Raw genomic sequence first — 19,243 nt, 5'->3', positions numbered from 1 at the left:
CTCGAATGGAAGGGGTAACATAGATGAAAAAGATGACTGTCTGTTTTCTTGCGCTCATGATGGTTTTGACATTATTTATCGCTGGGTGTTCAGCGGAACGGTCATCCGGTAAACCGGGTGAAACGGAGCTGACTTTTTGGACATTTAACGGACTTCATGAGCAGTTTTATGTGGAAATGGTGAAAGAGTGGAACAAGAAATATCCTGACCGTCAAATTAAACTGAATACGGTCGTCTATCCGTATGGCCAAATGCACGATAATCTGTCGATTTCCTTAATCGCCGGGGAAGGCGTGCCTGACATTGCAGATGTAGAATTGGCCCGGTTTTCAAACTTTCTGAAGGGCACCGATGTGCCGCTTGCCGATTTGTCCCCGCTTATTGAAAAGGACCGGGATAAATTCGTAGAGGCGCGTCTTACGCTGTACAGCAAAAACGGCAAGCTATACGGGCTGGATACACATGTAGGAACGACAGTTATGTTCTATAACATGGATATTATGAAACAAGCCGGCATCAACCCGGATGATATTAAAACATGGGATGATTACCGCAAAGCCGGACAGAAAGTGCGCAAAGCGACCGGAAAGCCAATGGGAACGGTGGAGACAAATGATTCAGCAACATTTTTATCAATGATTTCACAGCAAAACTCAGGGTATTTTGATAAAAATGGAAAGTTGATTCTGAATAATGACACCAACGTAAAAACGCTTCAGTATTTAAAAGACCTGATTAATGATAAAACAATGATCGCTGCACCAGGCGGCGGGCATCACAGTGAAGAATATTACGGTTTTATGAACCAAGGCGGAGCGGCTTCTGTTCTGATGCCGATTTGGTATATGGGAAGATTCATAGATTATATGCCTGATCTGAAAGGGAAGATTGCCATTCGGCCGCTTCCGGCATGGAAAGAAGGAGGCGACCGTTCAGCAGGTTTGGGCGGCACAGCCACCGTTGTGCCAAAGCAGGCCAAACATGTCGAATTAGCTAAAGAGTTTCTCGCTTTTGCGAAGGGTTCTGAAGAAGGAAACAAAAAGCTTTGGAGTGTGCTCGGGTTCGATCCGCTTCGCTGGGATGTCTGGAGCTCCAAGGAATTGAAAGAGAAAAACCAATACACGGATTACTTCCAAAACGGAACAGGCATTTTTTCTGTGCTGCTCGATATCAAGGATGAAATCAATCCGATTTATTTACATGAGGATTTTGCCAAGGCTTCAGACCTTGTCAACAGAAGCGTATTATTCGACGCGCTCAAATCTCAGCAAAAGACGCCAAAACAAGCCTTGGACAGAGCGGCAGGTGAACTGAAACAGAAATAGAATCCCATTCAAAAAGTGAAAGCGGGGAGGTTCTCATGAAACCTGTGAAAACGGGAACGGCTCATCCCGTTCCTTCGGCTGCGAAAGAATCAGGCTGGCGAGGTATTTTTTATTCGAAAAAAGCGGCGCCTTATCTGTTTACAGCGCCATTTGTTTTATCCTTTCTTGTTTTTTTTCTATACCCCATCATTAGTGTCTTCATCATGAGCTTTCAAAGAATATTGCCTGGAGAAGTGACGTTTGTCGGGTTATCCAATTACACCGCTCTTAACAACCCGACGTTTTATACCGCCCTTTTTAATACGCTGGAATATACGTTTTGGACGCTGATTGTGCTGATTCCAGTTCCATTGCTGTTAGCCATATTCTTGAATTCGAAACTGGTCAAATTCAGAAACATTTTCAAATCAGCGTTATTTATACCTGCACTGACTTCTACCATTGTGGCTGGTATCATTTTCAGACTGATCTTTGGAGAGATGGAAACATCTTTAGCCAATTCGATTTTATTGAAACTCGGCTTTTCACCGCAGAACTGGATGAACAATGAACATACCGGCATGTTTTTGATGGTGCTGCTTGCTTCGTGGAGATGGATGGGAATCAACATCCTTTACTTTTTGGCCGGACTGCAAAATGTGCCGAAAGAGCTGTACGAAGCTGCTGATATTGACGGAGCAAATACGATGAAAAAATTTATGCACATTACGCTGCCGTTTCTGAAGCCTGTATCCGTCTATGTTTTAACCATCAGCATCATTGGCGGGTTCAGGATGTTTGAGGAAAGCTACGTCCTTTGGCAAAATAATTCCCCGGGTAATATCGGCCTGACGCTTGTCGGATATTTGTATCAGCAGGGCCTTGCTTACAATGAAATGGGATACGGGGCGGCCATCGGCATTGTCCTTTTGATTGTCATACTTGTTGTCAGCCTGATTTCATTAAAACTGTCAGGCTCGTTTAAGGGGGAGGGGTAAATGTTGCAGCACAGTCCTCAGTTTCGGGTGTACAGAATCGCGCTTACTCTATTTTTTATCATGCTGAGCCTGTTGTATATTTTCCCGATTTTCTGTCTGCTTTTAGGATCATTAAAGCCGTCATCTGAGCTTTTACGGGTGGGACTGAATGTTGACATCGATCCAAAAGTGATGAGCCTTGATAACTATACATTTTTGTTTAACGGCGGCAGCATTTATTTTAAATGGTTTTTTAACAGCCTTGTGCTCGGTCTATTAACGACAGTGCTTACTCTGTTTTTCTCGTCGATGATCGGATACGGGCTAGCGGTGTATGAATTTAAAGGCAGAAATATCATTTTTGTTCTTGTGCTGATTATTATGATGGTTCCGCTGGAAGTGATGATGCTCCCGTTGTTTAAGCTTACAGTCGGACTGCATTTGATTGATTCGTATACGGGTGTCATTTTGCCGTTTATCGTTTCGCCGGTAGCTGTTTTCTTTTTCCGGCAATATGCACTCGGCCTTCCGAAAGACCTGCTGGATTCAGCAAGGATGGACGGATGTACGGAATTCGGCATTTTTTTCAGGATTATGGCGCCTCTGATGAAACCGGCATTCGGAGCGATGATTATTCTCCAGTCTTTAAACAGCTGGAACAACTTCTTATGGCCCTTGATTGTGCTTCGGTCGAAAGAAATGTTTACGCTTCCAATCGGGCTGTCCAGCTTGCTTAGCCCTTACGGAAACAACTATGACATGCTCATATCCGGCTCAGTATTTGCCATTTTGCCGGTGATTATCATTTTCTTGTTTTTCCAAAAGTACTTTATCTCCGGCCTGACAGTAGGCGGAGTCAAAGGATAATGAAGGAGGAAACGTGTAATGAAAAAAGCGAGAGTGATTGTGGACAAAGAATATAAAATTGGTGAAGTCGACAAACGGATTTACGGGTCGTTCATCGAGCACATGGGGCGTGCTGTATACGAAGGCATATATGAACCTGATCATCCTCAGGCTGATGAAAACGGGTTTCGCAAGGATGTTCAGGCGTTAATCAAGGAATTGCAGGTTCCGATCATCCGCTATCCGGGCGGAAACTTTTTATCAGGGTATAATTGGGAGGACGGCGTCGGGCCTGTCGAGAACCGCCCGAGACGCCTTGACTTGGCATGGCAAACGACAGAAACCAATGAAGTGGGAACGAATGAATTTTTAACTTGGGCAAAAAAGGTGAACACAGAAGTCAATATGGCTGTTAACCTCGGCACGAGAGGGATAGATGCTGCCCGCAATCTCGTAGAATACTGCAATCATCCGAAAGGCTCTTACTGGAGTGATTTGAGAAGATCGCATGGCTATGAGCAGCCGTACGGCATTAAGACATGGTGCCTGGGTAACGAAATGGATGGCCCGTGGCAGATCGGCCACAAAACAGCTGATGAATACGGACGGCTTGCCGCGGAGACGGCAAAGGTCATGAAATGGGTTGACCCATCAATTGAACTTGTTGCCTGCGGCAGCTCAAACAGCGGCATGCCGACCTTTATCGATTGGGAAGCAAAGGTACTGGAGCATACGTACGAGCATGTCGACTATATTTCTCTCCATACGTATTACGGAAACCGGGATAACAATCTGCCAAACTACTTGGCCCGTTCCATGGATCTCGATCATTTTATTAAATCTGTTGCTGCAACCTGTGACTATGTAAAAGCAAAAACACGCAGCAAGAAAACAATCAATCTCTCTCTGGATGAATGGAACGTTTGGTACCACTCGAATGAAGCTGATAAAAAAGTAGAACCGTGGATTACTGCGCGGCCTATTTTAGAAGATATTTATAACTTTGAAGATGCCTTATTGGTCGGCTCTCTGCTCATTACGATGCTGCAGCACGCAGACCGTGTGAAAATCGCGTGTCTTGCACAGCTTGTAAATGTCATCGCGCCGATCATGACGGAAAAAGGCGGAGAAGCATGGAGGCAGCCGATTTTCTATCCGTACATGCATGCTTCTGTCTACGGCCGAGGAGAGTCGCTGAAACCGCTTATTTCTTCACCGAAGTATGACTGCTCTGATTTTACTGATGTGCCGTATGTTGACGCCGCTGTCGTATATTCTGAAGAGGAAGAAACACTGACGATTTTTGCGGTGAACAAAGCTGAAGATCAAATGGAAACTGAAATTTCCCTCAGAGGCTTTGAATCGTACCAAATCGCAGAGCACATCGTACTTGAGCATCAGGACATCAAAGCGACAAACCTGCATAACAGAAAAAATGTCGTCCCGCATTCCAACGGAACGTCTTCCGTCAGCGAAAACGGTCTAACTGCGCATTTCACGCCGCTTTCATGGAATGTGATCCGCCTGCAAAAACAATCATAATAGCAACATGAGCCGGAGACCTGTCTCCGGTTTTTTATTTTTTCTTAGTAAATATGATTCAGTACCTTGTAATGCTCAGTAGTGGATGTTACCATGTGATGGACGGTGGAATATATAAACAAAATTTATGGGCCGCAGGGAGGATTTGATCATGAATGCTCAATTTAAAAAGGGAGCATTAGAGTTATGTGTGCTTGTATGTATTGCTGAAAAAGACCAATACGGATATGAGCTGTCTCAAAACATTTCCCGGTATATGGCTATTGCTGAAGGCACCTTATATCCTCTTCTCAGAAGACTGACGAAAGAGGAGTATTTAGAAACATATATGGCTCCGTCTTCTGAAGGGCCAGCCAGAAAATATTACACGTTGTCAAAGCTTGGTGTCATGCGAATGAAATTGCTGCTGGCAGAATGGGATCAGTTCACAGCATCCGTCAACCAAATCATTGATGCGGCAAGGGGAGGAGAACGATGAATCAAGAACAGTTTTTACAGGAGTTAAGTAAAGCGTTAAAGCCGCTTTCTGAAGAAGAGCGGAATGAGATCTTATTTGATTTTGAGGAACATATTACCGAAGGGATGAAAGAAGGCAGGCCGGAAGCGAACATTATCAGGGAACTCGGCTCCCCAAAACAAATTGCAAAGGAATTGGTGCCAGATGTGACGGAAACTGCTCCAGCAGTGCAGCGCCCTAAGAAGAACCTCTTCCAGATGGCATGTTCAGCAGCAGCGATAAGCATCTTGAATTTGATTTTTGTGCTGGGACCAGCTATTGGCATTTTTGGAGTGTACGTAGGTTTCTGCGGGGCAGCGCTTGCACTCTCTGTATCACCAATTATGTTTGTCGGCATGGTGATGTTTCAAATGAATACGCACATGATGCTGGAGTTCTTTTTATCACTCATGTTTGGCAGTCTGGGATTGCTATCTTGTATAGGGCTGTGGCATATAGGAAAGCTGCTGTATAGCGTGAGTTTACGATATATCAGATATAATTTAAAGCTGGTGACGGGGGCGCAGACATGAAAAAAATCATAATAGGATTGATCGCAGTATTTGCAGTCGGGGCAATCGGAGCTGTCATCTCTGCAGCTGCCTCGGATTTTACAAAAGAAGAGGTGAAAGCTGCCGAAACTTATGATCCTGCAGATATTAAAAAAATTGAGGTAGCAACAAGCTCGATGAATGCAGAGGTCAAAAGCGGGCAAACGGATGATATTCAGGTAGCTGCTGAAGGACAAGTCAGTGATAAAAGCAAAAAGCTGTTCGATGTGACCCAAGATGGCAAATCATTAACAATCAATCAAATAGCACGCGAGAATATCATCTCTTTTATACCGTGGGGCAGCGAAAAGGATATGAAAATCACAATCACGATTCCGAAAAAGAAGTATGATGAGATAACCGTAACGACAACCTCTGGCGATATTCTGATAGAAAATATGCAAACGGATCAATCAGCTGCTGACTCTACATCAGGAAATATTGAGCTGAAGCATACACGCATCGAAAACGAGCTGACGCTAAAAACAACGAGCGGAGATGTTCAAGCTGATCAAAATTCATTCGGCCAAGGTGAGGTAAAGACAACAAGCGGATCAATAAAAAGCAGCCACACAACAGCTGAAAAGGTGAACTATAAGACAACTTCCGGGGATATTGATCTTCTTCAGGATCATCAGAACGAAGAGGTCGACATCGTCACTACGAGCGGAAGTGTGTCAGTAGGGTATCAGAAAGAACCTGCATCTTTGGCAGTGGATTTTCAGGCTGACTCAGGTGATGCTGCGGTCAATCTCGACCACATCCTGTATAAAGAAAAGACAGAGCACCGTGTTGTAGGTTATGTAGGTGATAGCCCCTCTAACCGTTTAAAAGTTCGTACAACCTCTGGAGACATTGAACTAAACTAACTGCCTCAAGCCGGCCCATTCCAGCCGGCTTTTTTGAATAGGAAAAAATGACCGCTTTTTGCTCTGAAATTATGATATATTTATGAAAAACAGCAAAGGGGTTGGGGAGAAATGAATGCGGTTACAATTGTGATAGCGTCAATGTGTATATTGGCTATCGCCTATCGTTTATACGGAACATTTATGATGGTGAAGGTTCTCAAAGTGAATGATGATAAGCCAACGCCTGCACATGCGCTTGAGGATGGAAAAGACTATGTGCCTACGAATAAATGGGTCTCATTCGGTCATCATTTCGCGGCCATTGCGGCGGCCGGGCCGCTGGTCGGACCGATTCTCGCGGCGCAGTTCGGTTATTTGCCGGGATTATTATGGCTGTTAATCGGGGCGGTGATAGGGGGAGCCGTCCATGATATTGTTGTGCTGTTCGCGTCAATGCGTCAAAACGGAAAGTCGCTGTCGGAAGTGGCGAAGGATGAGCTTGGTCCTGTTGCCGGCTTTTGTACGGGACTGTCCATGCTATTTATTATTACCATAACGATGGCGGGACTGTCGATGGTTGTGCTGCACGCGCTTGAACGGAATCCGTGGGGGACATTTGCTGTAGGGATTACGATTCCGATAGCGATGGGCGTCGGCTTGTTTTATAAGAAAACAGGGAATTTAAAGCTGGCGTCTTCTATCGGTTTTCTATTTTTAATGGCCGGAGTGTTTATTGGCCCTTGGGTGCAGACTACCGCATTTGGTGATCTGTTAACCCTTGATACGAAAACGCTTGCAATCGCGTTGCCGATTTACGCTTTTTTTGCAGCGGCACTGCCGGTCTGGCTGCTGCTCGCACCGCGCGATTATTTAAGCAGTTTTATGAAAATCGGTGTGTTTGTCGCTTTAATTGCGGGTGTGTTTGTTGTGAATCCGTCCATTCCATTTCCGGCTTTTACGGAGTTTGTAAAAGGCGGCGGGCCTGTGCTTGCGGGTCCTGTCTGGCCATTCATCTCGATCACGATAGCCTGCGGCGCGATCTCGGGGTTCCATGCCTTTGTCGGTTCCGGCACCACGCCGAAAATGCTTAATAAATGGAGTGATATGAAGCCGGTTGCTTTCGGTGCAATGCTTGTTGAGTGCCTTGTCGGCATTATGGCGCTGATTGCGGCGACTGCTTTGCAGCCTGCAGATTACTTTGCGATCAACAGCACGCCTGAGGTTTTCCGTACGCTCGGCATGGATGTTGTGCATTTGCCTGAACTGAGCAGGGAAATCGGTTTGGACTTAGAAGGCAGAACAGGGGGAGCCGTCACGCTTGCGGTAGGAATGACTTATATTTTTACCGGAATTCCGTTTTTCAGCCATCTGGCCTCATACTTTTTCCAATTTGTCATTATGTTTGAAGCGGTGTTTATTTTAACGGCGATCGACGCCGGCACGCGTGTGGCACGCTATTTGATTCAGGACTTCTTCGGAGAGGCGTATAAGCCGCTGAAGAAAACGGACTGGATTCCCGGATCTGTATTTGCCAGTGCGCTTGCCTGCTTTATGTGGGGCTATTTGCTTTACTCAGGTGATATCGGATCCATTTGGGCGCTGTTTGGCGTTTCCAATCAGCTGATGGCTTCAGTGGGTCTGATTATCGGAGCAACCATTGTGCTGAAAATCGCCGACAAACGCCGTTACATCCTCACCTGCCTCATTCCGCTCGCCTATTTATATGTGACTGTGAATTACGCGGGCTATTGGATGGTGCGCTATGTGTATCTCAATCCAGACGCTGCGGGTTACAGTGTCCTGAATGGCGTTTTGTCTATCATCATGCTGCTGTTAGGCTTCATCATTATCGTGGCGGCAGTGAAAAAATGGGCGCAGATGTGGAGAGATCCCAGCTTAAGAATGGAAGCCTCTATACCGGGATAAAAGGAAAAATGGAAACCTTAAGGAGGAAAAGAAATGAATTTATCAATGAAGTATATCATCCTGTATGTATCGGACAGCCAGCGCTCGATTCATTTTTATCAGCATATTTTGGGGCTGCCGATCCGCGCGGAACACGGCACATATGTAGAGTTTGATACCGGCTCCACCATTTTGGCGCTCAATACACGAGAAAGTGTCAAGGAAATGACGCCGTTAGATATACCGGAAACACCCGTTTCTTCACAAACATTTGAAATCGGGTTTGTCACTGAAAGTGTAGAAGCGGTCATCAAAAAAGTAAGAGAACACGGCATAACCATTATCGGGGAGCCTAAAGTGAAGCCATGGGGACAGACGGTCGCTTATATCGCCGATCCTGACGGACATTATATTGAAATTTGCAGTCCGATGGAATAAAGCACAAAGCCCAAAACAGAAATTGTTTTGGGCTTTCTTATGATGTTAGCGATCCGGCGGCTTCTAATAGCAAATCAGCAAGGTGAACAGCTCGGACCTTGCCGTTTAACCCCTCTCGTTCAATGCCGAGCTTCATCTGCAAAAGACATCCTGGATTGGCGGTTACAATGACCGCTGCTTCGGTTGCTTTGACAGCAGCCATTTTACTGTCCAGTATCTTCATTGACATGTCTGCTTCAACAATATTGTAAATTCCCGCTGATCCGCAGCAGCTGTCCGCTTTATCCATTTCTCTGAATTCAGCTCCCTTGATGCTTTGAAGAAGCTTTCTGGGCTCCGAAGATGTATGCATTACATTTCTCAGGTGGCATGAATCTTGATAGGTAATCAGCTTAGGTGTTTCAAGCTCCAAGTCTTTTTGGTGAAAATCAAGCTCAATCAAAACCGATGAAAAATCTTTTAGCTTCTGCACAAATGAAACAGCCCGCTCCGACCACTCGGGATCATCCTTCAGCAAATGGCCGTATTCAGTGAGAAAAGCTCCGCATCCGCCCGCGTTTGTAATGACAGCATCTACGTCTAACGCTTCAAACGCGGCGATGTTTTGTTTCGCAAGCTCTTTTCCCGCATTTTTTTCGCCGCTGTGTCCATGCAGTGCGCCGCAGCATGCCTGCTCAGGCGGGATGACAATTTCACAGCCTGCCAGCTGCAGCAGTTTCAGCGTGGCATTGTTTGTCGGCAAAAACATCGTATCCATTAAACAGCCTGAAAAAAAGGCAACCCTTTTTTTAGCTGGGCCGGCCGCCGGCAGTAAACGCGGCCGATGCTTCATTTCTTCACGTTTAGGCACATCCGGAAGAACGGCTTCCATCGTGCGCAAATGCTCAGGCAGAATGCGGAGCATGCCGGTTTTTCGCACAGCCGTCTGCAGCCCTGACCGCTGGTACAAACCAATGAGACTCACAGCCGAACGCATGCGGTTTTGATGCGGAAAGAGCTCCTGAAAAGCCGCTTTTCTCATAACACGCGCGCTGAGCGAGTGCTTTTTATTTTGGTGGATAATATCTCTTGCTTCCTCCAGCAGCTGTCCGTATTTAACGCCTGATGGGCATACCGGTTCACACGCGCGGCAGCCGAGGCAAAGAGACAGTGAACGCTCGACATCTTCATCCGGTTCAATCACACCGTCGGCGACTGCTTTCATTAAGGCGATTCGCCCGCGCGGCGAGTGAGATTCCTGAAAACCGGATTCGATATAGGTCGGGCAAGAAGGCAGACAGAAACCGCAGCGCATACAATTCAAAAGTTCGCTTTCATCCATACGCTCTTTAAACTCATGTTGGATCTGTTTCATTTCTTTTTCTGTTGTCATCTTTCCGTCACCACACGTTTTCTGGCATCTTTCGCAAACACTTTGCCCGGGTTTAAGATATTTTTGGGATCAAATGCCGCTTTCATTGCTTTCATCGCGGCGATGCCTTCTTTTTTCAGCTTCATTTCCAAGTAAGGCGCTTTCATGGCCCCGACTCCGTGCTCCCCGGTAATTGTGCCGCCAAGCTCAATCGCTTTTTCAAAAATCTCGGCAAAAGCCTGCTCGACTCGCTGCATTTCATCTTTATTTCTTATGTCTGTGGTGCATGTCGGATGAAGGTTTCCATCCCCGGCATGGCCAAAGGTGCAGATCGAAATATCGTATTTTGCGGCAATGTCATTAATGGCTTTTACCATATTCGCGATTTCTGACCGCGGTACAGTCGCATCCTCCAAAATGGTGGTCGGCTTTAAGCGGGCAAGTGCAGAAAGCGCTGAACGCCGGGCTTCAGTGAGGGCGAATGCTTCCTCATCTGTTTGCGCAGTTTGAACGGAGACGGCAGCGCCTTTTTTGCAAATTGCCTCAATTTTTTCCATGTCACGAGCCACGGTCTCAGCTGTCCCGTCCTGTTCGATCAAAAGAACCGCTTTCGCATTTGTCGGAAGGCCGATTTTGGCATAATCCTCAATCACCAAAAGGGTAGGCTGATCGAGAAATTCAAGCGTAGCCGGTATAATTTTTTCGGAAATAATGGCTGACACTGTTTGAGCAGCGGCATCAATATTTTCATAAAGGGCGAGCAGCGTCTTCTTTGTTTCTGGCTTCGGCACGAGTTTGAGAATCGCTTCTGTCACAATGCCGAGTGTCCCTTCTGAGCCGACAAAAAGGCGCGTGAGATCATACCCGGCTACATCCTTTGCAAGTTTTCCCCCAGTGCGGATCATATCTCCGTTTGCCAAAACAACCTCCAGCCCGATGACGTAGTCACGGGTGACGCCGTATTTTAAGCCGCGGAGACCGCCGGAATTTTCGTTGATGTTTCCTCCGATGGTTGATATTTTCATAGAACTCGGATCAGGCGGATAGAACAACCCCTTGCTTTCAACCGCACGGATTATATCCAAGGTAATAACGCCAGGTTGGACTGTGGCCGTCAAATTTTCTTCATCAATCTCAAGGATCTGATTCATATGCTTAAAGAGAAGAACAAGCCCGCCTTCAGTAGGGCACGTGCCCCCGCACAGGTTTGTCCCCGATCCTCTCGGAACAATCGGTACACGGTGCTCACTGCAAATGTTTAAAATACGTGATACTTCATGTGGATCTCTCGGCGCAATCACTGCATCCGGCATAGACTGAAATTGCGGTGTCGCGTCATATGAATACACGAGACGGCCGGCTTTCGAGTCATCGTAGTTTTCCGGTCCGACGATTTGGATCAGCTGTTCTTTTACGTCTTTGGTGATCATGTTCACCCATCCCCCTGTCAAAAAACGCTTTCAATCTATTGTAAAAGAAAAAAAGAGAAGCCTTCTATGGATAAACATACAAAATATGAAACTGAAACTCTCTCTATTTTGTATCTTGATCTAAAAAATAGAGCGCAACGTACATCGTGACGATGTCCTCTGTGCGCTGAAAACTTAAACCCGTCAGCTGTTCAGCCTTTGACAGGCGATAGCGGAGCGTATTGATATGAATATGCATCTCTTCAGCCGTTTTTTTCAGGGACAAATCGTAATGGAAGAGAGTTCGTATCGTATTCATAAGCTCTTCGTTTCGGAGCGCTTCCTGAAATACTCTTTGCGGAAATTCATGTCGTGTCCCCGGGCTGATCTCAGTCAGGCACATGTCAAGCTTCAGGTCTTCCTCGCATACGGCGGTTTTGCGTTTGAGGCTGACGGCCAGCGCTTTTTCTGCCTGTTCGTATGACTGCGGCAGGCCGGAGCTTGCGACAGCCCTTCCGGCGCCGGCAGCTGCGCGGCTGTTTCCGAGGCGTTCAGCCAATGAACAAATAAGCTGAATTTGCCGCAAAAGCTGCTCCTTTTGTTCATGTTTCGGCACTTCGTGATTAATCAGAATACGTTCATTTCCCCATCTGATGAATAAATCGGATGGAAACACTGATTTCCAGGCGCGTGTCATTTGATCAATATCGCCGGGTGACCATTCGTGCCCTTGAATGAGGATCATCTGGCGGAGGGAGGTAAGGTCAACGCCAAGAAGCTGCGCTTTTTCGAGAAAACCCGGAGACCATTCTTTTAATTGCAGCCAGTCGATCATAAAGGATTCCAGCATTCTCTCGCGCCACTGGGTCTGCTCCAAATGCCACGATTCTTTAATAAACAGCTCTGTCATTTTCCTGAGCAGCTCCCCGTACGGCTGAATCTCAGCAGGTTCTCCCGTCAGTCCGAACACGGCGATGACATCACGCTCAGAAAATACGGGGAGGTTTAACCCCGCCTTTACCCCTTTGAGCCTCTTTTCATCTTCTTTTGTAATGATCACATTGCGTTTCTCTTTCGCGCAGATAAGCGCTCCTTCATGAAATAGCCCGACTCGCTCATCATTTGTGCTTGCGATAATGAGGCCGTCTGTGCTGACAATAATGACTTCACGTTCGTACATTTTTTTCACTTCGGCAATGATTTTTTTCGCTAACAGCGGTTGTAAAAACATGCGGCGATCCCCCTCATGTTTTTATTATATAAGAAAAAAACCGGGCGCTGTCACCCGGTTTTGATGTGCTATTGGGCAGGTTTTAATCCGCCTTCCAGCGTCTTTAACATTTCTTGTTTCTCACTCTCAGATGCGTGCTGCCAAATGACTTCAAACAAAACGCCGAGTCCCGGAAGCATTTTTTCTTCACCGCTTTGAATCGCGTCCACAATTGTGTGCTCAAGCTGCTCCTGATCATTGCCGGTTACATTGGCAATGACGGCATGACGTAAATTAAGATCCATATGAAGCGCTCCTTTTTTTCTAAAATGTAATACGTATATTCTAACCCTGCACCCGGTTTATTATGTGCTGTTCTTGCGATATAATAACATCATGTTAAAAAAAGGAGAGCCACACAGACAGTGAAACAAATAGAATCGGCAAAAAACCAAAAAGTGAAGGATTGGAAAAAACTTCACACAAAAAAAGAACGAACAAAAACGAATACCTATTTGATTGAAGGAGAACATCTTGTTGAAGAAGCCTTGAAGAGCCCGGGCGCGGTGAAAGAAATTCTTGTCAAGGATGAAGCGGACATCCCGCCGAATCTTGATATGGGCATCCAGTGCTACGTGCTGAGCGAAGACGCGTTTTCAGCTGTTACAGAAACGGAAACACCGCAGCGGATCGCCGCTGTTTGCCATATGCCGGAAGAACATCTCGCGCCGCCTAAACGTGTGCTGCTGATTGACGCTGTTCAAGATCCGGGGAATCTCGGCACGATGATTCGCACGGCGGACGCAGCCGGTTTGGATGCGGTTGTGCTCGGTGACGGCACGGCGGACGCGTTTAACGGAAAAACGCTGCGATCCGCGCAAGGCTCCCATTTTCACATTCCTGTTGTGAGAAGAAATTTACAATCATACGTGGATGAATTAAAAGCAGAGGGCGTAAAAGTGTACGGCACAGCACTGCAAAACGGGGCGCCTTACCAGGACATCTCACCATCCGGTTCATTTGCTTTAATCGTCGGCAATGAAGGGGCAGGGGTGGATGCCGGATTGCTGGAAAAAACAGATTTAAACCTGTACGTCCCGCTGTACGGGCAGGCTGAATCACTGAACGTTGCAATTGCGGCGGCTATCCTGGTGTACCACTTGCGAGGATAGTGTTGCGCCGAGCGGAGTATTTCACTATAATAGAACATAATATTTGAAAAACCGTGACAGAGGATCTCGATTTCTCATCAACTGCCTTCCAGGGAGAAAATGCCGCAGACTGAGAGCATTTTTAAAGCAGCCGGAAATTGGTTTCACCTCTCGAGTTGTCACCGGGACCGCGCACCTTGCGCGTAAAGGTGAACCGGAATCTGATTCCGTTATGTCAATGAAGCTGACGACAGCATCAGTCTGTCTGAAATAAGGGTGGTACCGCGGCCACAACTCGTCCCTTGTCCTATAAGGGGCGGGTTTTTTTGTTTTCCAAAGACATATAACGGTTTGTTTACATAAAAGGAGGATGCAAAATGGAAGAAAAGCTAAAACAGCTGGAACAAGAAGCTTTAGATCAAGTAGAAGCGGCAAGCTCATTGAAGGTTGTCAATGATATTCGGGTTCAATATCTCGGAAAAAAAGGGCCGATCACAGAAGTGCTGCGCGGAATGGGCAAGCTCTCTGCGGAGGAGCGTCCGAAAATGGGCGCTCTTGCCAATGAGGTAAGAGAACGAATCGCCAATGCGATTGCAGCTAAAAACGAAAAGCTTGAGGAAGAAGAAATGAAACAGAAGCTTGCGGGACAGACAATTGACGTCACACTCCCGGGTAATCCTGTCGCAATCGGCGGACGCCATCCGCTCACTGTTGTCATTGAAGAAATTGAAGATCTATTTATCGGCATGGGCTATACCGTTGAAGAAGGCCCTGAGGTCGAGACGGACTACTACAACTTCGAAGCGCTTAATCTGCCGAAAGAACACCCTGCCCGCGATATGCAGGACAGCTTTTACATCACAGAGGAAATGCTGATGAGAACGCAAACCTCTCCTGTTCAGACGCGGACGATGGAAAAGCACAAAGGCAAAGGGCCTGTTAAAATCATTTGTCCCGGAAAAGTATACCGCCGCGATAATGATGACGCGACGCACTCTCACCAATTTATGCAGATTGAAGGGCTTGTTGTTGATAAAAACATCAGCATGAGTGATTTAAAAGGAACCCTTGAACTGGTTGCGAAAAAAATGTTCGGGCAAGACCGTGAAATCAGACTTCGCCCAAGCTTCTTCCCGTTTACCGAGCCTTCAGTGGAAGTAGACGTAACGTGCTTTAAGTGCGGAGGAAACGGCTGCTCTGTATGTAAAGGAACAGGCTGGATCGAAATCCTCGGCGCCGGCATGGTTCACCCGAATGTGCTGGAAATGGCCGGCTTTGATCCGAAGGAATATCAGGGCTTTGCGTTCGGAATGGGTGTTGAGCGCATCGCGATGCTGAAATACGGCATCGATGATATCCGCCACTTCTACACAAACGATGTCAGATTTATTTCGCAGTTTAAACAGGCGTAAGAGGAGGATGCTAGAATGTTTGTTTCTTATAAATGGTTAGAGGATTATGTTGATTTAAAAGGCATGGATCCGGCTGTTCTTGCTGAGAAAATAACAAGAGCCGGTATTGAAGTTGAAGGAATTGAGTATAAAGGAGAAGGCATTAAAGGCGTTGTCATCGGCCATGTGCTGGAGCGCGAACAGCATCCAAACGCTGATAAGCTGAATAAGTGCCTTGTAGATATCGGAGCTGAGGCACCCGTCCAAATCATTTGCGGCGCGCCGAACGTGGATAAAGGGCAAAAAGTTGCAGTCGCTACAGTCGGAGCGGTGCTGCCGGGCAATTTCAAAATCAAAAAAGCCAAGCTTCGCGGTGAAGAATCAAACGGCATGATTTGTTCTTTACAAGAGCTCGGTATTGAGAGCAAGCTTGTGGCGAAGGAATATGCGGAAGGCATTTTCGTTTTCCCAAATGAGGTTGAAGCAGGAAGTGATGCGTTAGCTGCTTTACAGCTTGACGATGCTGTCTTAGAGCTCGGTTTAACACCGAACCGCGCCGATGCGATGAACATGCTTGGTGTTGCTTATGAGGTTGCAGCGATTTTAGACACAGAGGTAAAGCTTCCGCAAACGGATTACCCAGTGGCTTCAGAACAAGCGTCAGACTACATTTCTGTCAAAGTTGAAGACCAGGAAGCAAATCCGCTGTATGCAGCCAAAATCATTAAAAATGTAAAAATTGCTCCGTCACCGCTTTGGATGCAGACGAAACTGATGAATGCAGGCATTCGCCCGCACAACAACGTCGTGGATATCACAAACTTTGTTTTATTAGAGTACGGACAGCCGCTTCACGCGTTTGATTATGACAGATTCGGCTCTAAGGAAGTTGTAGTCAGAAAAGCTGTTGAAAATGAAACAATCTTAACACTCGACGATCAGGAACGAAAACTGTCTGCCGATCACCTTGTCATTACAAACGGGTCGAAAGCACAAGCCGTTGCTGGTGTTATGGGAGGAGCAGAATCAGAAGTTCGGGAAGACACAGCAACGATTTTGCTTGAAGCTGCGTTCTTCAACGGGCAGACGGTTCGCAAGGCTTCAAAAGATCTTGGTTTGAGAAGTGAATCGAGTGCAAGATTCGAAAAAGGCATTGATCCTGCGCGTGTGCGCCTTGCGGCAGAACGTGCGGCACAGCTGATCCACCTGTATGCCGGCGGTGAAGTGCTTGCCGGAACTGTTGAAGAAGACCATCTCACAATCGAAGCGAACAACGTTCATGTATCGGCTGAAAAGGTGAACAGCGTTCTCGGCATGACGATCAGCAAAGAAGAACTGATCAGCATTTATCAGCGTCTTGGCTTTGCTGTCGGAGAAGCAAATGACTTGCTCGTTGTGACTGTTCCGTCACGCCGCGGTGACATTCGAATCGAAGAGGATTTGATTGAAGAAGCAGCAAGATTGTATGGCTACGACAACATTCCGTCCACACTTCCTGAAACAGCGGGAACAACAGGCGGATTGACGCCTTACCAGGCAAAACGCCGTAAAGTCAGACGTTTCCTTGAAGGAGCCGGCTTATCACAAGCGATTACCTACTCATTAACAAACGAGAAAAAAGCGGCGGCATTTGCGATTGAAAAATCGTTTAACACTGTCCTTGCGCTTCCGATGAGTGAAGAAAGAAGCATTCTCAGACACAGCCTTGTTCCGAATCTGCTTGAGTCCGTTTCTTACAATCTGGCAAGACAAACTGATTCGGTTGCATTGTACGAAGTCGGTTCCGTTTTCCTGACGAAGGAAGAGGATACAAAACCTGTTGAAACGGAGCGCGTGGCAGGTGCAGTAACCGGTTTATGGCGCAAGCATCTGTGGCAGGGCGAGAAAAAACCGGTCGATTTCTTTGTCGCAAAAGGAATTGTTGAAGGGCTGTTAGATAAACTGAACGTCCTGGACAGCATTGAATTTGTGCAATCAGAAAGAAAACAGCTGCACCCGGGCAGAACTGCGAACATTCTTTTAAACGGCTCTCTTATCGGCTTTATTGGCCAAGTCCACCCTTCACTGGAAAAAGAACTGGATATTAAAGAAACGTACGTGTTCGAACTTGATCTTCACACGCTGCTCACAGCAGACACGGCGCCGCTCGTGTACACGGCGATTCCGAAATATCCGTCTGTGACACGTGATATCGCGCTTGTGACAGATCAATCAGTGACAAGCGGCCAGCTCGAGAGCGTCATCAAAGAGGCGGGCGGCAAACTGCTGAAAGAAGTAACCGTCTTTGACGTCTACGAAGGAGAGCATATGGAGGAAGGCAAAAAGTCAGTCGCTTTCTCACTCCAATATGTAAACCCGGAGCAAACGCTGACTGAAGAAGAAGTGGCAAAAGCGCACGACAAAGTGCTGAAAGCGTTAGAAAACACTTATCAGGCCGTATTGAGAGGCTAAGAAAAAAGCTTGCAGATATTCTCTGCAAGCTTTTTTCTATGAACGTTTTTTATCCGCCAGGCGCTGCGCTTTCTGCGTATTGGCAAAATGGAGTTTTGTAAAGGTTCGGAGAGCGGATGCCCCTTTTTTGATGATCAGTTTGGCGGCCGCTTCATCTACATGAGGGCCGGCCCCTTTCGGCAGTGTCATTCCTGCCTCGCGCGAAAGCTTATCCATTTCCATTAAAAAGGAATATCTTGCAATAATCGATGCAGCAGCTACTGACAGGTGAATGCCTTCGGCTTTTGTGCTGAAATAGGTGCGCTCCTGTACAATGTCTCTTCCCTTTAAATGGTTGTAGTAGACGCCGGGCTCGGCGAATTGGTCGATCAGAATCGCCTCAGGCTTTACTCCGTCCATTTTTCGCAAAAGGTGGGTTATGGCCTGATTATGCAAGAGAGCTTTCATTTTTCCCTGACTCATGCCTCGTTCCTGCATGCTGTTGTACTTTTCGTTTTTTAAAACGAGCAGGCTGTACGGAATGGTTTTGATCAGGCTTCGGGCGATCTCAATGATTTGCGGATCCTTTAAGTGCTTAGAATCCTTCACACCGAGTTCCTTCATTAAAGGAAGCTTTGTTTTGTCAACGTATGCGCAGACAACCGTCATTGGGCCAAAGTAATCTCCGGTTCCGACTTCGTCAGAGCCGATGACAGACATCCCTGCGATATCTGTTGGAGGGGCGTAGCGTGAATCAGCCGGCTTTTTTGCCGTTTTTTTCTTTTCCTGCGGCTCAGCAGTTCCCCAGTGGGCAGATTCTGCCTCTGCGTTTTTGCCCTGAAACAATACCTTCCCTGACTTATAAGCTGTAATGGTACAGCCTGCCGGTTTTGCCTGGAAAATGGCACCCTGCGGCACAGATGCAGTAAGTGAACTGTTATACGCTGTTTTCATTTGGTCAATAGCAGACATTGGTACTTTTATCACAGAATGGGACACGTAATAATCTCCTTTTTTTACACGATTCGCTGTATCTACCAGTGTATCATAACAGCGGGAGGCTCGTCTTTCCATTCATTTAATAAACGTGTTATGATAGGAACTAGGATTCTCACGGAATGGAGGAGAAACGTTGTCTGACGGCAAAAAAACGAAAACAACCGTTGACATTTACGGCCAGCACTTCACTATGATCGGTGAAGAAAGCAGAGCCCATATGAGATATGTGGCCGGAATTGTTGATGATAAAATGAGAGAAATCAATCAAAAAAATCCATATCTTGATATAAATAAACTTGCAGTGCTGACAGCGGTAAATGTGGTGCACGACTATGTGAAATTAAAAGAGCAATATGAAAAACTGGAGCGTCAGCTTAAAGAAAAGGATTGAA

General features: G+C 46.6%; 19 protein-coding genes. 13 read left to right on the top strand and 6 right to left on the bottom strand.

Annotated elements, in window-relative coordinates; all coding sequences use genetic code 11:
- The first annotated feature begins 23 nt into the window (after positions 1–23).
- The 9 genes from WA325_RS06290 (at position 24) to WA325_RS06250 (ending at position 8,910) form a co-directional block, all read left to right on the top strand.
- Positions 24–1,325, top strand: coding sequence for an ABC transporter substrate-binding protein (locus WA325_RS06290; protein ID WP_202852737.1), 1,302 nt, complete (start codon positions 24–26; stop codon positions 1,323–1,325).
- Positions 1,326–1,360: 35 nt separating this feature from the next.
- Positions 1,361–2,302, top strand: coding sequence for a carbohydrate ABC transporter permease (locus WA325_RS06285; protein ID WP_010335239.1), 942 nt, complete (start codon positions 1,361–1,363; stop codon positions 2,300–2,302).
- A complete protein-coding gene (gene araQ / locus WA325_RS06280; protein WP_044153972.1) occupies positions 2,303–3,148 on the top strand; it encodes an arabinose ABC transporter permease AraQ in 846 nt (281 codons plus the stop codon).
- An 18-nt stretch (positions 3,149–3,166) separates the two neighbouring features.
- Entirely contained in the window at positions 3,167–4,669 is a 1,503-nt protein-coding gene (abfA, locus tag WA325_RS06275; RefSeq protein ID WP_202852736.1) for an alpha-L-arabinofuranosidase AbfA, read from the top strand.
- Positions 4,670–4,820: 151 nt separating this feature from the next.
- The gene (locus WA325_RS06270) at positions 4,821–5,147 is read left to right on the top strand and encodes a PadR family transcriptional regulator (protein WP_024122421.1); all 327 of its coding nucleotides are present in this window, start codon (positions 4,821–4,823) and stop codon (positions 5,145–5,147) included.
- The gene (locus tag WA325_RS06265) at positions 5,144–5,698 is read left to right on the top strand and encodes an HAAS signaling domain-containing protein (protein ID WP_099043322.1); all 555 of its coding nucleotides are present in this window, start codon (positions 5,144–5,146) and stop codon (positions 5,696–5,698) included. Before WA325_RS06270 ends, WA325_RS06265 begins: the two co-directional genes overlap by 4 nt.
- Positions 5,695–6,585 (top strand): DUF4097 family beta strand repeat-containing protein, encoded by an 891-nt coding sequence (locus tag WA325_RS06260; RefSeq protein ID WP_202852734.1) that lies wholly within the window; start codon positions 5,695–5,697, stop codon positions 6,583–6,585. The genes WA325_RS06265 and WA325_RS06260 overlap by 4 nt, the downstream gene beginning before the upstream one ends.
- Before the next feature lie 111 nt (positions 6,586–6,696).
- Positions 6,697–8,493, top strand: a complete 1,797-nt coding sequence (gene cstA, locus WA325_RS06255; protein ID WP_336183331.1) for a carbon starvation protein CstA — start codon at positions 6,697–6,699, stop codon at positions 8,491–8,493.
- A gap of 33 nt (positions 8,494–8,526) precedes the next feature.
- Positions 8,527–8,910, top strand: coding sequence for a VOC family protein (locus WA325_RS06250; RefSeq protein WP_044153993.1), 384 nt, complete (start codon positions 8,527–8,529; stop codon positions 8,908–8,910).
- A 37-nt stretch (positions 8,911–8,947) separates the two neighbouring features.
- Here WA325_RS06250 and WA325_RS06245 read toward each other — a convergent pair whose 3' ends face one another.
- The 4 genes from WA325_RS06245 to sspI form a co-directional block, all read right to left on the bottom strand.
- A complete protein-coding gene (locus tag WA325_RS06245; RefSeq protein WP_202852732.1) occupies positions 8,948–10,282 on the bottom strand; it encodes a (Fe-S)-binding protein in 1,335 nt (444 codons plus the stop codon).
- Positions 10,279–11,691 (bottom strand): glycolate oxidase subunit GlcD, encoded by a 1,413-nt coding sequence (glcD, locus tag WA325_RS06240; protein WP_336183330.1) that lies wholly within the window; start codon positions 11,689–11,691, stop codon positions 10,279–10,281. Before glcD ends, WA325_RS06245 begins: the two co-directional genes overlap by 4 nt.
- Positions 11,692–11,794: 103 nt before the next feature.
- Entirely contained in the window at positions 11,795–12,901 is a 1,107-nt protein-coding gene (locus WA325_RS06235; protein ID WP_336183329.1) for a CdaR family transcriptional regulator, read from the bottom strand.
- A gap of 68 nt (positions 12,902–12,969) precedes the next feature.
- The gene (gene sspI, locus WA325_RS06230; protein WP_010335228.1) at positions 12,970–13,185 is read right to left on the bottom strand and encodes a small acid-soluble spore protein SspI; all 216 of its coding nucleotides are present in this window, start codon (positions 13,183–13,185) and stop codon (positions 12,970–12,972) included.
- 120 nt (positions 13,186–13,305) lie between these two features.
- Here sspI and WA325_RS06225 point away from each other — a divergent pair, with 120 nt between their 5' ends.
- Positions 13,306–14,052, top strand: a complete 747-nt coding sequence (locus WA325_RS06225; RefSeq protein ID WP_103671718.1) for a TrmH family RNA methyltransferase — start codon at positions 13,306–13,308, stop codon at positions 14,050–14,052.
- Positions 14,053–14,076: 24 nt separating this feature from the next.
- On the opposite strand, the gene WA325_RS06220 is transcribed toward WA325_RS06225, so the two are convergent.
- The gene (locus WA325_RS06220) at positions 14,077–14,325 is read right to left on the bottom strand and encodes a hypothetical protein (protein ID WP_202852729.1); all 249 of its coding nucleotides are present in this window, start codon (positions 14,323–14,325) and stop codon (positions 14,077–14,079) included.
- A gap of 83 nt (positions 14,326–14,408) precedes the next feature.
- Between WA325_RS06220 and pheS the strand changes: the two genes are divergently transcribed.
- Together pheS and pheT are read left to right on the top strand one after the other, a co-directional pair.
- Positions 14,409–15,443 carry a phenylalanine--tRNA ligase subunit alpha gene (gene pheS, locus WA325_RS06215; RefSeq protein WP_059335559.1) on the top strand — a complete coding sequence of 345 codons (1,035 nt, stop codon included), beginning with the start codon at positions 14,409–14,411 and terminating at the stop codon, positions 15,441–15,443.
- A 15-nt stretch (positions 15,444–15,458) separates the two neighbouring features.
- The gene (gene pheT, locus WA325_RS06210) at positions 15,459–17,873 is read left to right on the top strand and encodes a phenylalanine--tRNA ligase subunit beta (protein WP_105953453.1); all 2,415 of its coding nucleotides are present in this window, start codon (positions 15,459–15,461) and stop codon (positions 17,871–17,873) included.
- Between the two features lie 36 nt (positions 17,874–17,909).
- Here pheT and rnhC read toward each other — a convergent pair whose 3' ends face one another.
- Positions 17,910–18,851: a ribonuclease HIII gene (rnhC, locus tag WA325_RS06205; RefSeq protein ID WP_336183328.1), complete on the bottom strand. Its 942-nt coding sequence runs from the start codon at positions 18,849–18,851 to the stop codon at positions 17,910–17,912.
- A 133-nt stretch (positions 18,852–18,984) separates the two neighbouring features.
- Here rnhC and zapA point away from each other — a divergent pair, with 133 nt between their 5' ends.
- Positions 18,985–19,242, top strand: coding sequence for a cell division protein ZapA (zapA, locus tag WA325_RS06200; RefSeq protein WP_024122410.1), 258 nt, complete (start codon positions 18,985–18,987; stop codon positions 19,240–19,242).
- The last annotated feature ends 1 nt before the right edge of the window (position 19,243 follow it).

The sequence above is a fragment of the Bacillus sp. 205(2023) genome (genome assembly GCF_037027485.1).
Classification (GTDB): domain Bacteria; phylum Bacillota; class Bacilli; order Bacillales; family Bacillaceae; genus Bacillus; species Bacillus halotolerans.
The sequence above is the reverse complement of the archived record's forward strand: the minus strand, read 5'-3'. Positions and strand labels throughout refer to the sequence as shown.

What these genes read in the sequence shown, in the direction of transcription:
- sspI (WP_010335228.1), bottom strand. Translation starts at nt 13,185, where the DNA reads ATGGATCTTAATTTACGTCATGCCGTCATTGCCAATGTAACCGGCAAT.
- glcD (WP_336183330.1), bottom strand. Translation starts at nt 11,691, where the DNA reads ATGATCACCAAAGACGTAAAAGAACAGCTGATCCAAATCGTCGGACCG.
- WA325_RS06265 (WP_099043322.1), top strand. Translation starts at nt 5,144, where the DNA reads ATGAATCAAGAACAGTTTTTACAGGAGTTAAGTAAAGCGTTAAAGCCG.
- WA325_RS06260 (WP_202852734.1), top strand. Translation starts at nt 5,695, where the DNA reads ATGAAAAAAATCATAATAGGATTGATCGCAGTATTTGCAGTCGGGGCA.
- abfA (WP_202852736.1), top strand. Translation starts at nt 3,167, where the DNA reads ATGAAAAAAGCGAGAGTGATTGTGGACAAAGAATATAAAATTGGTGAA.
- WA325_RS06250 (WP_044153993.1), top strand. Translation starts at nt 8,527, where the DNA reads ATGAATTTATCAATGAAGTATATCATCCTGTATGTATCGGACAGCCAG.
- WA325_RS06270 (WP_024122421.1), top strand. Translation starts at nt 4,821, where the DNA reads ATGAATGCTCAATTTAAAAAGGGAGCATTAGAGTTATGTGTGCTTGTA.
- WA325_RS06290 (WP_202852737.1), top strand. Translation starts at nt 24, where the DNA reads ATGAAAAAGATGACTGTCTGTTTTCTTGCGCTCATGATGGTTTTGACA.
- WA325_RS06235 (WP_336183329.1), bottom strand. Translation starts at nt 12,901, where the DNA reads ATGTTTTTACAACCGCTGTTAGCGAAAAAAATCATTGCCGAAGTGAAA.
- pheT (WP_105953453.1), top strand. Translation starts at nt 15,459, where the DNA reads ATGTTTGTTTCTTATAAATGGTTAGAGGATTATGTTGATTTAAAAGGC.
- araQ (WP_044153972.1), top strand. Translation starts at nt 2,303, where the DNA reads ATGTTGCAGCACAGTCCTCAGTTTCGGGTGTACAGAATCGCGCTTACT.
- WA325_RS06285 (WP_010335239.1), top strand. Translation starts at nt 1,361, where the DNA reads ATGAAACCTGTGAAAACGGGAACGGCTCATCCCGTTCCTTCGGCTGCG.
- pheS (WP_059335559.1), top strand. Translation starts at nt 14,409, where the DNA reads ATGGAAGAAAAGCTAAAACAGCTGGAACAAGAAGCTTTAGATCAAGTA.
- WA325_RS06245 (WP_202852732.1), bottom strand. Translation starts at nt 10,282, where the DNA reads ATGACAACAGAAAAAGAAATGAAACAGATCCAACATGAGTTTAAAGAG.
- cstA (WP_336183331.1), top strand. Translation starts at nt 6,697, where the DNA reads ATGAATGCGGTTACAATTGTGATAGCGTCAATGTGTATATTGGCTATC.